This window comes from Streptomyces cacaoi, from assembly GCF_006539165.1.
Lineage (GTDB): Bacteria > Actinomycetota > Actinomycetes > Streptomycetales > Streptomycetaceae > Streptomyces > Streptomyces cacaoi.
The window spans coordinates 1-15090 of the sequence record NZ_BJMM01000006.1 but is presented as its reverse complement, the minus strand read 5'-3'; the positions used below and the strand labels follow the sequence as shown (position 1 = coordinate 15090).

The window sequence follows — 15090 nt, the reverse complement described above, 5'->3', positions numbered from 1 at the left end:
CCCGGAAGGTCCGTCCGGCCACGGTCCGTCGGGGAGATCTGTGACGGCATGCAGCTCGGCCGCGCGCACCTGGTCGCCGGCGCCGTGCTGTTCTTCGCGTTCGTCGTCGAGGCGTGGGAGCAGGTCGGGCTCGTCTACGTCTCGGACGGCATCGCCGAGGACTTCGGCGTCGACCACGCGCAGCTGGGCTGGGCGCTGTCGGCCGTGGCCTTCGGCATGGTGCCCGGCGCGCTGTTGTGGGGCCGGCTCATCGACCGGCTCGGCCGGCGCCGGGTGGCCGTCAACAGCCTGCTGCTCTACGGCGCCCTCGCGCTGCTGGCCGGACTGTCGCCCGCCTACTGGCCGTTCCTGGTGCTGCGCTGCCTGTCCGGGGTGGCCTTCGGCGGCGTCTACACCGTGACCTTTCCGTACTTCCTGGAGCTGTTGCCGACCCGGTGGCGGGGCCAGGGAGCGGTCGCGCTGTCGGTGGGGTTCCCCGTCGGCACGCTGCTGTGCATCGGGGTCAGCCAGACCCTCGGCGCGGTCAGCTGGCGGCTGGTGGCGGTCGTGGCCGCGCTCGCGGGGCTGTGGGCGCTGGCCATCCGGCGGTGGGTACCCGAGTCGCCGTACTGGCTGGCCCGGCAGGGGCGGCACGCCGAGGCGGCCGCGGTGCTGCGCCGGCTGGGTGCCCGGATCGGCGAGGACGCCCAGGGCCCGCACAGCACTCGGGGCTCTCAGGGCGCCGGGGGCGGTGCGGAAGCCGGAGGGGTGGTCTTCGCCGTCGACGAGGGCGGCCCGAACGGGACGCTGCGTGCCCTGTTCGGTGCCGGGCTGCGCCGCCCGTTCCTGCTGCTGCTCGCCGTCTCCTTCACGTTCAGCTGGGGCTACTGGGGGTTGCAGACGTGGCTTCCGGTGCTGCTGGAGAGCAAGGGGCTGAGCGTCTCGGGGGCCGTGTCGTTCGTCGCGCTCACCCAGGTCGTCTCCGTGCCCGGCTACCTGCTCGCGGCATGGCTGACCCGCCGGTGGGGGCGCAAGCCGGTGTTCCTGCTGTTCGCCTTCGTCTCGGCGGCCGGCGGGCTGCTGTTCGGATTCGCCGACAGCCAGGCCCAGACGTATGGGGGCAACCTCGTCCTCTCGTTCGTCTCGCTGGGCGCCTGGGGCATCTGGAACACCTGGTCCGGAGAGATCCTTCCCACCGGGCTGCGCGGCATCGGCTACTCCTGGGTGACGGCGGCGATCCTGCTGGCCAACACCCTCTCGGCGCCCGTCATCGGCGGTCTGATGGACAGCGGCGCCGACACCTCACTGGTCGTCGGCTCGATCATGGCCTTCCTCGTCGTCGCGCTGCTGGCCGCCGTCCCGCTCCAGGAGACCGAGGGCCGGGCCCTCGACTGACCCCGGCCGCCCCCGGCCCCGGCCGGTTCCCGCTCGACTCACCACCACTGTCTAGGAGTTCGCGATGACATACCGGGTCGCCATGGACATCGGCGGCACGTTCACCGACGTCGTCACCTTCGACTCGGACGCACGGCAGGTGCACGCCGGCAAGGTGCTCACCACGCCGGACGATCTGGCCCGCGGGGTCTTCGACGCGCTGGAGCGCTTCCGGCTCCCGTTCGACGACGTGTCCTTCTTCGTGCACGGCACCACACAGGGCCTCAACGCGCTGCTGGAGCGCCGGGGTGCGAAGGTGCTGATCCTGACGACGCGCGGCATCGGCGACGTCCACCGGATCGCCCGCGGCAACCGGGAGCGGCTGTTCGACCTGCACTACCGCAAGCCGACGCCGCTGGTCGGGCCGGACGCCGTCGTCGAGGTCGGCGGGCGGCTGGACGCGGACGGGCGGGAGCGCGAGCCACTGGACGAGGACGCGGTCCGGCGCGCCGCACGGCGGGCGCGGGACGAGGGCTTCGACGCCGTCGCCGTCTGCTTCCTGTTCGCCTTCCGCGACGGCGAGCACGAACGCCGCGCCGGCCGCATCCTGCGCGAGGAGCTGGGCCCCGAGCGGCTGGTCGTCCTCTCGCACGAAGTCGCCCCGGAATGGCGGGAGTACGAGCGCACCTCGACGACCGTCATGGAGGCGTACACCGGCCCTTCGGTGCACCGGTACCTGGACCGGATCGAAGCCCGCTTCGCCGACAAGGGGCTGGATGTGCCGGTGCATGTGATGCAGTCCTCCGGCGGTCTGGTCAACGCCGGTTTCGCGCGGCGGCATCCGTTGCAGACGCTGCTGTCGGGGCCGGTCGGCGGCACCATGGGCGGTGTCGCGGTGAGCCGGCTGCTGGAGCGCCCGAACGTCATCTGCATCGACATGGGCGGCACCTCCTTCGACGTCTCGCTCGTCATGGACCACGAGGCGGACGTCTCACCGAGCGGCTCGTGCGAGGGCTTCCCGGTGCTGATGCCGATGGTCAACCTGCACACCATCGGGGCGGGAGGCGGCTCCCTGGCGTACGCCGAGGGCACCGCGCTGCGGGTCGGCCCGGAGTCCGCCGGTGCCGTGCCGGGCCCCGCCTGCTACGGGCGCGGCGGCACCCGGGCGACCGTCACCGACGCCAACTGCGTGCTCGGCAGGGTCGACGCCGGCTCCTTCGCCGGCGGCGGGATGCGCCTGGATCCGGACGCGGCGCACCGGGCCGTGGAGCAGCTGGCCGGCGAGCTCGACATGGACCCAGTCGCCCTGGCCTCGGGGATCTGCGATGTGGGCAACGCCAAGATGGCGCAGGCGATCCGCACGCTGACGGTCGAACACGGCCGTGAGCCGGGGCAGTTCGCGCTGCTGGCCTTCGGCGGGGCCGGGCCGATGCACGCGGCGTTCATCGCGCGGGAGATCGGCATCACACAGGTCGTCGTCCCCCGCTTCCCCGGCGCCTTCTCGGCCTGGGGGATGCTGGAGTCCGATGTGCGGCGGGACTTCAGCATGCAGTTCCTCGCCACGGACCGCACCCTGGACACCCGGGCTCTGTCGGCGGCGCTGAAGGAGCTGCGCGCGCAGGCGGACGAGGCGCTGACCGAGCAGGGCATCCCCGAGGAGAGCCGTTCGGTCACCCACGGCGTCGACATGCGCTACGAGAGCCAGGACTACACGCTGACCGTGCCGATCCTGGACACCGACGAGATCACCGGCGCCGACTACGCCGAGGTCCTCGGCCGCCGCTTCGCCGAGGCGCACCACAAGCGCTACGGGCATGCGACGCCGGGCGCACCCGTGCAGTTCGTCGCCCTGCGCACCACCGGGCACGGGCGGGTGGAGCGTGCGGACGGCGCGGCCGGGGAACCGGCGGAGGAGACCGCCGAGCCCGTCGTCCGCGAGGTCGTCTTCGACGGTGAGGCGCTGCCCACCACGGTCGTCGCGCGCTCGGCGCTGCCGGTGGGCGCGCGGCTGGCGGGGCCGGCCGTCGTGCACGAGGAGACCTCGACCACCGTCGTGCCGCCGGAGGCCGAACTCCGCGTCGACGAGCACAAGTTCCTGATCATCACCCTCGCGGCCCGGCCGGAGATGGAGGACCTGGCATGACCCTCAGCCCTGTCACCACGGAGATCATCCGCTCGGCGCTGATCCAGGCCGCCGAGGACATGAACACCACCCTGATCCGCTCCGCGTACACCCCGACGATCTACGAGGGCAAGGACTGCGCCGTCGCGCTGCTCGACCGCGAGCACCGGGTGCTGGGCCAGTCGTCCGGGCTGCCGATCTTCCTGGGCAATCTGGAGGAGTGCTCACGCCGTACCGAGGAGGAGTTCGGGCCGCGGGTGTGGCAGCCCGGGGACGTCTGGGTGCTCAACGACTCCTACATCGGCGGCACCCACCTCAACGACTGCACCGTCTACGCGCCGATCTTCGTCTCCGGTGCGCTCGTCGGGTTCGCGGCCTCCCGCGCCCACTGGATCGACATGGGCTCCAAGGACCCGGGCGGTTCGATGGACTCGACCACCATCTACCAGGAGGGCCTGCGCATGGGCCCGACCCGGATCGTGGCGGGCGGCGAGGAATGCGCCGACGTGCTGCGGCTGATCGCGACCAATGTGCGGTTCCCGGATGTGACGCTCGGGGACATGCGCGCGCAGGTGGCGTGCGCCCGCATGGGGGTGCGGCGGCTCGGCGAACTGTTCGCCCGGTTCGGCCCGGACACCGTCGAGGCGGCCCGGCGGGAGATCTTCGCGCAGACCGAGCGTCTGGAACGGCAGCGGGTGGCGGAGATCCCCGACGGCGTGTACACGGCCACCGGGCACCTCGACAACGACGGCATCACGCTGGATGTGCCGCTGGAGGTCACGGTGCGGATCACCGTCGACGGCGCGCACATGACGATCGACCTGACGCAGTGCGCCGACCAGACCACCGGGCCGGTCAACTGCGGGCGCTCGCAGGCGGTTTCGGCCGCGCGGGTCGGCTACAAGCTGCTGATCTCACCCTCGGTCAGCCTCAACGGGGGCTCCTTCGCGCCGCTCGACGTGGTGGTCCGCGAGGGCTCGATGCTGGGTGCGCGCGAACCGGCGGCGTGCCAGTACTACTACTCCAGCCTGGGCATGCTCATCGATCTGATCGTCAAGGCGCTCGCGCCCGCGATGCCGGACAGGGCGGCGGCCGCCAGCTACGGCGACTCGATGATCGTGCAGTTCGCCGGCGACAACCCGCGCACCGGCAAGCCGTTCGTCACCCTGGAGGCGACCGTCGGCGGCTGGGGCGCGTGGCGGGGCGGAGACGGCGAGAGCGCGCTGATCAACAACGTCAACGGCTCGCTGTGCGACCTGCCCATCGAGGTGTTCGAGTCGCTCTATCCGGCCCGGGTCACCGAGTACCGCATCCGGCAGGGCTCCGGCGGCGACGGGAGGTGGCGCGGCGGCGACGGTGTGGTCCGCGAGTACGTGATGGAGGCCGACCAGGATCTCTCGCTGTGGTGGGAGCGTTCGGCCACCCCGGCCTGGGGGCTGGACGGCGGCCGGCCGGGCACCCCGCCCCGTGTGGTCCTCAACCCCGGTACCGAGGACGCCCGGGAGATGCTGAAGGCCAACAGCCTGCGGGTACGCAAGGGCGATGTGCTGCGCTGCGAGTCCGGTGGCGGCGGCGGGTTCGGCGATCCCGCCGCCCGCGACTCCGGCACCGCCGGGTGACAGGCGCCGCCCCCGCCACCCGGTGACGGGCGGCCCCGCCACCGCTCGCGGTCCGTGCTCCGTGCGTTCCGTCCCTCGGGCGGGCGCCGGATCGCGGGAGCCGATAAGGTCCGCTGTTCACGCGGGAACAGTCGGGACAGGCGAACGGGCGGGCGGGCCGGACGGCCGTGCCCCGCGGTCGCTGCGAGGGGGACGGTGAACGGTGCGGGGCAAGCTGCTCGTCGCGGTGGCGGCGGGGGTCGTGGCGGTACTGGGCGGGCTCGCCGTCAACCCGGCCACGTCGCAGGCGGACTGGCCGGGCCCGCTGGACTGGCTGCGCCGGTACGCGTGGGCCGCCGTGGGAGCGCTCAGCGTGCTGGGGGTGCTGCTGGCCGCCGTGACCACCTGGCTCCAGGAGCGGACCGCCTCGGCCGCCGGACCGCCGCCGCCTCCGGTGCCCGAGGTGCCGGACTGGGTCGTCGACCGGTCGGAGCGCGACGTGGCCGTCGCCGCCGTGTGCGGCCGCGGGACGGCGGTGGGCATCACCACGGCGCTGGAGGGCGCGGGCGGCTTCGGCAAGACGGTGCTGGCGGGCGCGGTCTGCGCGCACCGGCGGGTGCGGCGCCGCTTCCGCGGCCGGATCCATGTGGTGACGATGGGCCGGGACGTGCGCGGGCCGGTCGCCGTCGCCGCCAAGGTCGCCGAGGCCACCCGCTTCATCACCGGCGACACCGCCACCTTCGACGATCCCGCGCTGGCCGGCGCCCATCTGGGCCGGCTGCTGGACGCACGGCCCCGCACGCTCCTCGTCCTGGACGACGTCTGGGAGCACGAGCAGCTCGCCCCCTTCCTGCTGGGCGGCCACCGGTGCGTCCGCCTGGTGACGACCCGGATCCCGGGGGTGCTGCCGCACACGGCGCGGTGTGTGCGGGTGGACGAGATGTCGCCCGCCCAGGCCCGGCACGTGCTGACGTGGGAACTGCCCCCGCTGCCAGGCGACTTGGTGGACGCCCTGGTGCGCGTCACCGGCCGCTGGGCGCTGCTGCTGCGGCTGACGAACCGGCTGGTGAAGGAGCAGACGGACACCGGCGCGGACGCCGCGGCAGCGGCCCGCCGGGTGCTCTCGCGGCTGCGGGAGGGCGGCCCCGGAGCGGTCGACGGGGAGTTCCGGCCGCCGGACATGGACAGCCCGGCTCGGCGCAGCACAGCGGTCCGTGCCACGGTCGAGGCGGCCGTCGAGCGGCTGCCGGAGGGCGGCCGGGAACGCTTCGTCGAGCTGGCCGTCTTCGTCGAGGACGAGGCCGTCCCGCTCGCTCTCGTCGGCGCCCTGTGGCGGGCCACCGCCGGCCTGGCGGAGGAGGACACACGGACGCTGTGCGGGACGCTGGCGCGGCTGTCGCTGCTGACCCTCGCGCCGGACAACGGCGGCACGATCGCGCTGCACGACGTGCTGCGCGACTATCTGCGCGGCGAGGTGGGCGACGAGGCGGCGCTGGCCGCGCTGCACGGCACCCTGGTGGACGCCGTGGCCCAAGACCTGCCGCCCGCCGGGCCGTTGGCGCCGTCGTGCCCCGGCCCCGGCACCGCCTGGTGGGAGACCCGGCAGGGCTATCTGCTGGACCATCTGATCGAGCACCTGGTGGGGGCCGCCCGCACGGAACGCGCCCTGGCGGTCGCCGGGGACCTGCGGTGGATCGAGGCGCGGCTCGTGCAGCGGGGCGCCACCGCGCCGTGGCGGGACCTGACCGCGGTGCCCACGGCGGAAGCGGCCGCCCGCGCGCGGGAGTTGGGCAGCGTCGCCCATCTGCTGGACCTGGCCGCTCCGGTGCACGCCGTCGCGAACGTCCTGCACAGCCGGCTCGCTCCGCTGCCCGCCTGGCAGGCGCAGGTGGCGGCGCGGCAGCGGGCCGCGGACGGCCCCGTCCTGGTCAACCACTGGCCGCTGCCGGACGTCCCCTCCCCCGCGCTGCTGCGGACCTTCATCGGCCACCGCGGCCCGGTCAACGCGGTCGCGCTCGCACCCGGCGGGCGCTGGGCGGCGTCCGGCGGGGACGACGGGAAGGTACGGCTGTGGGACCCGGCGACGGGTGTGTGCCTGCGGATCCTCGACCACAACCACTACACGTACGTCGGGCTGGAACCGACCGAGCTGGTGCGGCCGGTGACGGCGCTGGCGATCGCGCCGAGCGGGAGATGGCTCGCCGCCGGAGGCGAGGACGGGATGGCGGTGTGGGACACCACCACGGGCACCCGGCTCGGGCATCACGCGGGGCCGGTCACGTCCGTCGCCGTCGCTCCGGACAGCCGGTGGCTGGTCACCGGTGACGGCGGCCCGCGGGTGCACGTGTGGAACGCGTCGACCGGCAGCCGCGTCAACGTGCTGGAGACGGGCGGGCCCTGGGTGACCGCGGTCGCCGTCACCCCGGACGGCCGGCGCGTCCTCGCGGGCGGGCACGACGGGGTGCTCCGCAGCTGGCAGCCGCCGGACGGGAGCGCCGACGGGTGGCTGACGCCGTGGCCGGACCCGCCGCTCGCCACGGAGCGGGACGGCGGATCCGCGGGTGCCGGGCCCGCGTCCCGGATCGTCTCGCTGGCCGTCGGCCGCGACGACCGGGTGGCCGCCGTGGCCGCCGACGGCCGGGCGTGGGCCTGGGGCGCGACCGTCGATGAGCGCCCCTTCCCGGTGGACACCGACGACGCCCGCTGCCTCGCCCTCGCACCGGACGGCCGGCTCGTCGTGGGCTGCGGCGCGGGCCGGGTCCTGGTGGCCGAGCGGGCCACGGGCGCGGTGACGAGGGTGCTGGAGGGACACGTCGGCCGGGTGAACGCGGTGGCGGCGGCGCCGGACGGCACCTGGCTGGTCGGGGCGGGGGACGACGGCAAGGTGTGCCTGTGGGACTCGGGCCCGGAGACCGGGGCGGGCTCCGGGCAGCACCGCGGCAGCGCCGACGCGGTGGCCGTGGAGCCGGGCGGCAGGTGGGCGGTGACGGCGGGCGCGCGGGGCGTGTCGGTCCGGGAGCTGGCGACGGGCGTCCCGGTGTGGAGCAACACGGCACCGGCCACCCATCTGGCGGCGGCCGGTGACCGGTTCGTGGTGGCCCATGTCAACGGCGTTCTCGGGACGGCCCGTTGGGGCGGGGACCGCGAGGACACCGGCCTGCTGCCGCCGCCGTCCCGCCCGGTGCCGCACCGTGCCCTGGCCCTCTCCCCCGACGGCGGACGGCTGGCCGTGGTGGAGGCGGACGGCACGGTCCGGGTCTGCGGCGTCTCCTCGCGGGAGCCGGACACGTCGTTCGTCGCCGGAGCGGGGCGGGTGACCGCCGTCGCCTTCGCGCCGGACGCCTCGTGGCTCGCGTGGGGCGGGAGCCACGGCGCGGTGCACGTGTCCGCCGGGAACGGCGGGGACGGCGGGGACGATCCGTGGCCCCGGGTGGGCGGCGTGGGTGCCAGGACCGAGGTGCACGCTCTCGCCGTCGCCCCGGACGGCTCCTGGCTGGCGACGGCCGACGGCAGGGGTTCGGTGCAGCTGTGGGATGTGGCCTCCGGCGCCAGGACCGGTGTGCTGGACGGGCACGACGGCGCCGTCCACGCGCTGGCCGCCGCACCGTCCGGCGCGTGGCTGGCGAGCGCCGGCGCGGACGGCACGCTCCGGGTGTGGCGCGTGCCCGGGGGCGACCCGGTCACGCTCGTACGCGTCGACGGCCGGCTGCGCTCCTGCGCCTGGGGTCCCGACAGCCGGCTGCTGCTGGCGGCAGGCGAACGGGGCGTGTACGCCTACGAGTTGCGGCCCTGACGGCGGGCTCCGGCGGTGCGCCCGGCCTGGTGCCCGGCGGGTGGTGGACCGGGCGCGGCTCGGCGCCCGGCCGGTCGGGCGGGACGGACCGGTGAGGGGGCGTCAGAGGATCTGGAAGAAGAGGGTGTCCGGTCGGCAGCGGGGTGTGCCGCGTCCGGCGCGCTCCCACTCCTCGTACTCGACCTCCAGCTTCTCCACGACCTCCCGCACCTCGTCCCGGCAGTCCTCGTCCATGCGGCCCAGGACGGCGCGGTAGGCGTCGGTGACGGACTTGGCCCTGGCCAGCGGCAGATGGCCGATGGCCGGGCTGCCGTCCACCGGCTGCGGGAGGGCGGGGAACTCCGGCGGAAGCCCGTGGAGGAAGCCGCACGGCAGCAGGTCGGCGGGCACGCCCAGCCGTCGCATCGCCTCGTCCACCAGGCCGAAGAACGAGGACGGCCGTGCGTAGGTGCCCAGCGGGAGCGGGTCGGAGCCGTTGTGGTCGATGATGTGCTGGAGCGCTGCGACGTAGGCGCCGCCCGCCGCCTCGGAATCCGAGCCGGTGTGCCCGGCGAGGAGGTGGTCGAGGGCTTCGGAGACGGTCAGGCCCCAGTCGACGCCCTGGCGGTCCAGCTCCTTCTGGTGCGCCTCGGCATCCGCGCGCACCCACTCCAGGCGGCGCTGCTGGTCCACGGTGAGGTCTCCTTGACTACCCAGGTAGGCAAGGACGTTGGCCTTGTCGGCCGTGGAGTAGGAGATGGTGTGGCTCATGATCGCCAATGATGACAAGCCGCACCGGCGCGAGGTAGTGCACGCCCCCGGCACCGCAGCGGAACCGGCCACCGGCGGCGGCCGCACCGGCGTGTCCGCCGCCCGGCGTCCCGCCGCCGGCGGGCTCGCGGCCCTCGGTGGTCCGCGCCCGGCCGTCCGCGCACGGCCGCCGGCCGCCGGCAAGTGCCGTGCACACGAACGGCTCGAATCCACCCCTGGCACGGAGCGGAACCGGCCGCGCCGCGGGCCGGTTCGTGGCGCTCCGGCGCCCCCGCGCCGGGGCCGCGCGGCGACCGCGCGCTGTGCCCGGGGCGCGCGGTGCGGCAGAGTGAACGGATGAGCGACGAGTTCCACGAGGTGCTGACCGCGGTCGGGCCCCGGCTGCGCGCGCTGCGACGCCGCAGCGGGACGACGCTGACGGCCCTGTCGGAGACCACCGGCATCCCCGTCAGCACCCTGTCACGGCTGGAGACCGGGCACCGCAAGCCGAGCCTGGAACTGCTGCTGCCGCTGGCCAGGGCCCACCGCATGCCGATCGACGAACTCGTCGGCGCCCCGGAGCAGTCCGACCCCCGGGTGCGTCCCCGCCCGGTCACCCGCGACGGCATGACCGTCCTGCCGCTGACCCGGCGCCCCGGCGGGCTCCAGGTGTGGAAGCAGGTCATGCCCGCCGGTTTCACCACCGGGCACGCGCCCGAACCGCGCTCCCACGAGGGCTACCACTGGCTGTACGTCCTCTCGGGCAGGCTCCGGCTCGTGCTCGGCGACCGGGACCTCGTCCTGTCCGCGGGCGAGGCCGCCGAGTTCGACACCCATCTCCCGCACTGGTTCGGCAACGCCGACGCGGGGCCGGTGGAGATGCTCAGCATCCTCGGCCCCCAGGGGGAGCGCTTCCATCTGCGGGCCCGCTACCCGGCGGAGGGCTCCCCGACGGGCGATTCCCCGGGGTGAGCCGGCCCGCCCGGTGCCAGCACGAGGCGCGCCCGGCGGGTGCGGTCGGAGGACGGGCCGGTCTCGACGGCGACCTCGCCCGGTTCGACGGCCAGGTCGAGAGCGCGGGTGACCGAGGCGAGCGCCCCGGCGTCGAGGGTGAAGACCGCCTCGCCGGAACGGCCCGGCGGCAGGACGAGCCGGGTGAAGCCGCGCAGTTCCCGCGCCCGCGGCCACGCCGTACCGCCCGAGAGACGGCGCACATACAGCTGCACCGTCTCGTAGGCGGTCCGCTCCCCCGTGTTGCGTACGGTCACACGGCAGGTCAGACGCGGGTCGGCGGCCGGCACCCGCTCGCGGGAGAGCCGGGGCGACCCGTAGTCGACCGTCGTGTACGACAGGCCGTGCCCGAAGGCGAAGCGGGCGCGGGCCGGGCGGTCTGCATAGCCGCGGTAGCCGTGGTCCTTGCCGTTGTAGAAGACCGGCAGCTGCCCGGAGGAGTCCGGTACCGACACCGGAAGGCGGCCGACGGGCTCGGCCGCCCCGAACAGCACGTCGGCGACGGCACGGCCGCCCCAGGGGCCCGGGTACCAGGCGCTGAGCACGGCGGCCGGAGCGGCGATGCCGTCCAACTCTCCGCTGTCGGCGGGGCGTTGGGGCAGCTCACCCGTACCGGTGAGCCCGCCGGGTCCGAGAGGTCGGTCCGGTCCGGTGGTGTCACCCGGTCCGGTGGGTTCACCCGGCCCGGTGGGTTCACCCGGTTCCGTGAACGGGGGCAGGGCGTGCGGTCTGCCCTGGACGAGGACCACGACGACGGGCACACCGGTGCCCGTCACGGCCCGCAGCAGGGCCCGCTGGCCCTCCGGGAGCCGCAGGTCGGCCAGGTCGACGCCTTCGCCGCAGGTCATGTCCGGGTGCGCGGCCGGGGTCGGCACGGCGGCGCCGTTGGCGTCGAAGAGGGTGTCACGGTGCCGGGCGCTGGTCCCGCCGAGCACCAGGACGGCGACGTCCGCTTCCCGCGCCGCCGCCACGGCGTCCGGGATGCCGTCGAGCGCGGCGCCGACGAGGCCGCAGCCGGGCGCATGGACGATCCGCGTGCCCGGCGGCGCGGCGGCGCGTACGCCGTCCAGAACGGTGTGGCCCGTGCCGGGCCGCTGGGGCGCCGTGTAGTCGCCGAGCAGCGCGGACAGCGAGTCGGCGTTGGGGCCGAGGACGGCGACGCGGCGGGCCTGCGCGGTCAGCGGCAGGACGTCTCCCCGGTGCGCGAGCAGGGTGACGCAGGAGCGGGCGAGGCGCTCGCTCAGCTCCCGGGCGCGCGGTGCGTCCGGGCCCGACGGCGCGGCGGGGCCGGGCCGTTCGAAGAGGCCGAGGCGGAACTTGAGCGTCAACACCCGGGCGACGGCGGCGTCCAGGGCGTCCTCGGACACCAGGCCGCGCTCGACGGCCTCGTCGAGGCGGGGGAAGCAGGCGTCCCACAGGCTCAGATCGCAGCCCGCCTCCAGCGCCATGGCGCCCGCGGCGACCGGGTCACCGGTGAGCCTGACCAGCCGGTCGACGGCGGTGCCGTCCGCCATGACGATCCCGTCGAAACCCCACCGCTCCCGCAGCAGCCCGGTGAGCAGCTGCCCGCTGGCGACGCAGGGCAGGCCGTCGAACTCGCTGTAGGCGGCCATCACTCCGGCGGCGCCCGCGCGTATCCCGGCCCGGGCGGCGGCCAGATGGATCTCGTGCAGCTCGCGGGCGCCCAGTTCGCTCGCCGCGCTGTTGCGGCCGCCGACGGTGCTGCCCTGCCCGGCGAAGTGCTTGAGCACCACCGCCGCGCCCGCCCTGCGCATGCCGCGGACGAGGGCCTCGGTGAACCGGGCCGCCAGATACGGGTCCTCGCCGAAGCACTCCTCGGCGCGTCCCCAGCGGGGGTCGCGCAGGACGTCGAGCGCGGAGACGAGCGCCACATGGCCGCCGCGGCGGCGCAGTTCACCGGCGGCGGCCTCGGCCGCCGCCGCGTACAGCTCCGGGTCCCAGCCGGCGCCGACGGCCAGATTGACGGGCAGCACCGTGCCGTCCAGCGCCTGGTGGCCGTGCGGCACCTCCTCGACGAGGAGGACCGGGATGCCCAGCCGGGTGTGCTCGGTGACATGGCGCTGCACGGCCTCGGCGACGCCGGGCGCCTCCGCGGCCGTGATGCCGTCCTCGAAGCCGACACCGGACCAGGCGTCCGCGCGCTGCAACCCGTAGAGCGCTCCCATGCCGTCGAAGGCGGCGACCTCGGCCCGGAACGCGTCGCTGAGCCGGTGTCCTCCGGGGGTGCGCTCCCACGCGTGCCAGCCGTACATCCGCTGGTTGAGCTGCCCGGTCTTCTCCCGCAGGGTCATCCGTCCCAGCAGGTCGCGTACCCGGTCGGGCACCGGCGCCGACGGGTCGCGGTAGCGGGGTGTCCTCGGCGTGTTCATCGCAGCTCCAGCACCCGTACGCCCCACGGGGCGAGCGTGACGCTCCGCACCGGGTCGCCGGAGCCGATCTCGTGCAGCGTGCCGTCGGCCGCGGGCCGGACGGTGTGCTCCTCGTCGCACTGGCTGACCAGCCAGACGAAGCGCCGTCCGTCCTCGTGGACGACGACGTCGGCGCCGACGCGGGGGTCCTCGACCGTCACGGTGCGCCGCACGCCCGCCACCTCGGCGAGCGCCGCGTACAGCCGGTGGGTGTCCTCGGGGTTGACGCGCGGTGTGCGCGCCGCCATGTGCTCCAGCGGGTAGGTGGCCAGGACGGTGCGCCCGCGGCCGGCGCGGTGCACCAGCAGCGCCGGGCGGCCGTGCGCGTCGACGGCCACCACCTCGGCACCGCGCGGGACGACGGGCAGATAGGCGCGGCTGTCCTCGTTGCCAGCGACGGGGAAGCGCAGCACCTCCCCCGCGGCCAGCGGCCCGAAGTCGCGGGTGAACGTCATCTCCAGCACGTCGTCCGTGATCGGTTCGGCCACTCCGTACGACAACTGGTGTTCCACGCCGAAGAGTTGGTCGAGTCCGTCGAACCAGGGGCCGCGGGTGCCCGGGTGTTCGCCGGAGCAGAACGAGAGGTAGACCGTCGCGCCCTGCTCGGCCCGGCGCGCGAGGGTGCGGCGGGTGCGGGTGGTGAACTGCCGGGTGGAGGGCAGCAGATACAGGGCGGCGTCCTCGGTGAGGCCGTCGGCTTCCCGGGTGAGGCCGACGGGCAGGTCGGCGGCGCGGGTGGCCGTGTAGCTCTGCTGGAGCGAGGTGAAGATCAGCGGCCGGTCCGCCGGGCGGCTGTAGGGGTAGTCCCGTTCCAGGAACGCGGGCACGACCAGGGCGGCGTCGGCGTCCGCGCGGCGGCAGCGGGCGAAGTCGACGGCCCGCAACGTGTCGGCGAACGCGGCGAGTTCACGCAGTGGCGCCTTGGGCGCGCCGGTGTGGTCGGTGATGCCGAAGTGCATCTCGAAGGGGTGATGGTCGTAGGGGGAGCGCTCCCACAGGTCGTCGTAGTCGGTGTTGTTCCACGCCATCCAGCCGGTCGCGCCGCCCAGCAGCGAGTTGTGCAGGGTCTGCCGGTAGTAGGCGGCGGCGTTGTCCGCCGAGACGGTGTCGGTGGAGACGCCGAACTCCTCCAGGACGACGGGCTGACCGGTGACGGCGGCCAGCTCGCACTCGAAGGCCGCGCGGTGGTGCTGGCGGACGCGGTCGGTGTCGGAGCGGTAGACGTGCGGGCCGACGAAGTCGACGTACTCGGCGGTCTCGCGCAGCGAGAAGCCGTTGTCCCGGCCGGTCACCTCGATGCCCCAGGCGCCGTCGCCGAGGGAGACCGGCTGGGTGCCGCCGGCGGCCCGTACGGCGTTGCACATCGCCTGCGCCCAGGCGGTGACCACCTCGCGGGAGGGCGGGTCGACCTGGTAGATACGGCCGTAGCCGGGCATCTCGTTGGTGATGAGCCAGCCCGTGACCGCGGGGTGGTCCTTGAAGCGGCGGGTCATCTGCGCGACGAACCAGGACTGCCGGCCCACCATCCACACGTCCTCGTACAGGTCCCGGCCCCCGCGCCAGGCCGGGTCCCAGTTCTCACCGGACATGTGGCCGACGATGAAGGTGGGGACGGTCGCCATCCCCGTCGCGGTGTGGGCGTCGAGGAAGTCGGCGAAGCGCGCGCACAGTTCCTCGTCGACGCGGTGCGGCTCGGGGTGGAAGTCGGGCCAGTAGAAGAACGAACGGGTCATGGTCAGCCCGTGGTCCCGCAGGACCCGCAGCTCGTCGCGGACGGTCGCGGGATCGTAGTCGCGCCACATCAAGGGTCCGCCGGTGCGGGACCAGAAGTTGGCGCCGAGCCAGGGCAGGACGGCCGGGTCGTGGGTGAGGTGGGCGCTGTGGCGTCGCATGGTCCTTCTCACGGGGTCGTGGTGCGGTGGGCGGCCCTGCCGTGCGGCGGGCGCCGAGGTCGGTCGGTTCGGGGTCAGTCGGGCGCGGGGCCGGTGGATTCGCGAATCACCAGGCGGGGGCGGCCCTCCAGCGCCGCGTCGGCGACGTCCTCGCCGACGCGGG

The 15090-nt window shown here is 74.9% G+C and carries 8 protein-coding genes; 5 read left to right on the top strand and 3 right to left on the bottom strand.

Annotated features, from left to right (window positions below):
• Nucleotides 1–48: 48 nt before the first annotated feature.
• From SCA03_RS07635 to SCA03_RS07620, 4 genes are all read left to right on the top strand, one after another.
• Nucleotides 49–1374 carry an MFS transporter gene (locus tag SCA03_RS07635; protein WP_086814634.1) on the top strand — a complete coding sequence of 442 codons (1326 nt, stop codon included), beginning with the start codon at nt 49–51 and terminating at the stop codon, nt 1372–1374.
• Nucleotides 1375–1438: 64 nt separating this feature from the next.
• Nucleotides 1439–3496 carry a hydantoinase/oxoprolinase family protein gene (locus SCA03_RS07630; RefSeq protein ID WP_030879667.1) on the top strand — a complete coding sequence of 686 codons (2058 nt, stop codon included), beginning with the start codon at nt 1439–1441 and terminating at the stop codon, nt 3494–3496.
• Nucleotides 3493–5094: a hydantoinase B/oxoprolinase family protein gene (locus SCA03_RS07625; protein ID WP_030879670.1), complete on the top strand. Its 1602-nt coding sequence runs from the start codon at nt 3493–3495 to the stop codon at nt 5092–5094. Before SCA03_RS07630 ends, SCA03_RS07625 begins: the two co-directional genes overlap by 4 nt.
• 202 nt (nt 5095–5296) lie before the next feature.
• Nucleotides 5297–8866 carry an NB-ARC domain-containing protein gene (locus tag SCA03_RS07620; protein WP_086814633.1) on the top strand — a complete coding sequence of 1190 codons (3570 nt, stop codon included), beginning with the start codon at nt 5297–5299 and terminating at the stop codon, nt 8864–8866.
• A gap of 102 nt (nt 8867–8968) precedes the next feature.
• Here the strand turns inward: SCA03_RS07620 and SCA03_RS07615 are convergent, their stop codons facing one another.
• A complete protein-coding gene (locus tag SCA03_RS07615; RefSeq protein WP_086814632.1) occupies nt 8969–9616 on the bottom strand; it encodes a DUF7691 family protein in 648 nt (215 codons plus the stop codon).
• A gap of 336 nt (nt 9617–9952) precedes the next feature.
• Here SCA03_RS07615 and SCA03_RS07610 point away from each other — a divergent pair, with 336 nt between their 5' ends.
• Nucleotides 9953–10567, top strand: coding sequence for a helix-turn-helix domain-containing protein (locus tag SCA03_RS07610; protein ID WP_030884159.1), 615 nt, complete (start codon nt 9953–9955; stop codon nt 10565–10567).
• Here the strand turns inward: SCA03_RS07610 and SCA03_RS07605 are convergent.
• Nucleotides 10525–12996, bottom strand: a complete 2472-nt coding sequence (locus SCA03_RS07605) for a glycoside hydrolase family 3 N-terminal domain-containing protein (protein WP_086814630.1) — start codon at nt 12994–12996, stop codon at nt 10525–10527. The two genes, SCA03_RS07610 and SCA03_RS07605, sit on opposite strands and share 43 nt — an antisense overlap.
• Nucleotides 12993–14927 (bottom strand): cellulase family glycosylhydrolase, encoded by a 1935-nt coding sequence (locus tag SCA03_RS07600; RefSeq protein WP_086814629.1) that lies wholly within the window; start codon nt 14925–14927, stop codon nt 12993–12995. The genes SCA03_RS07605 and SCA03_RS07600 overlap by 4 nt, the downstream gene beginning before the upstream one ends.
• Between the last annotated feature and the right edge of the window lie 163 nt (nt 14928–15090).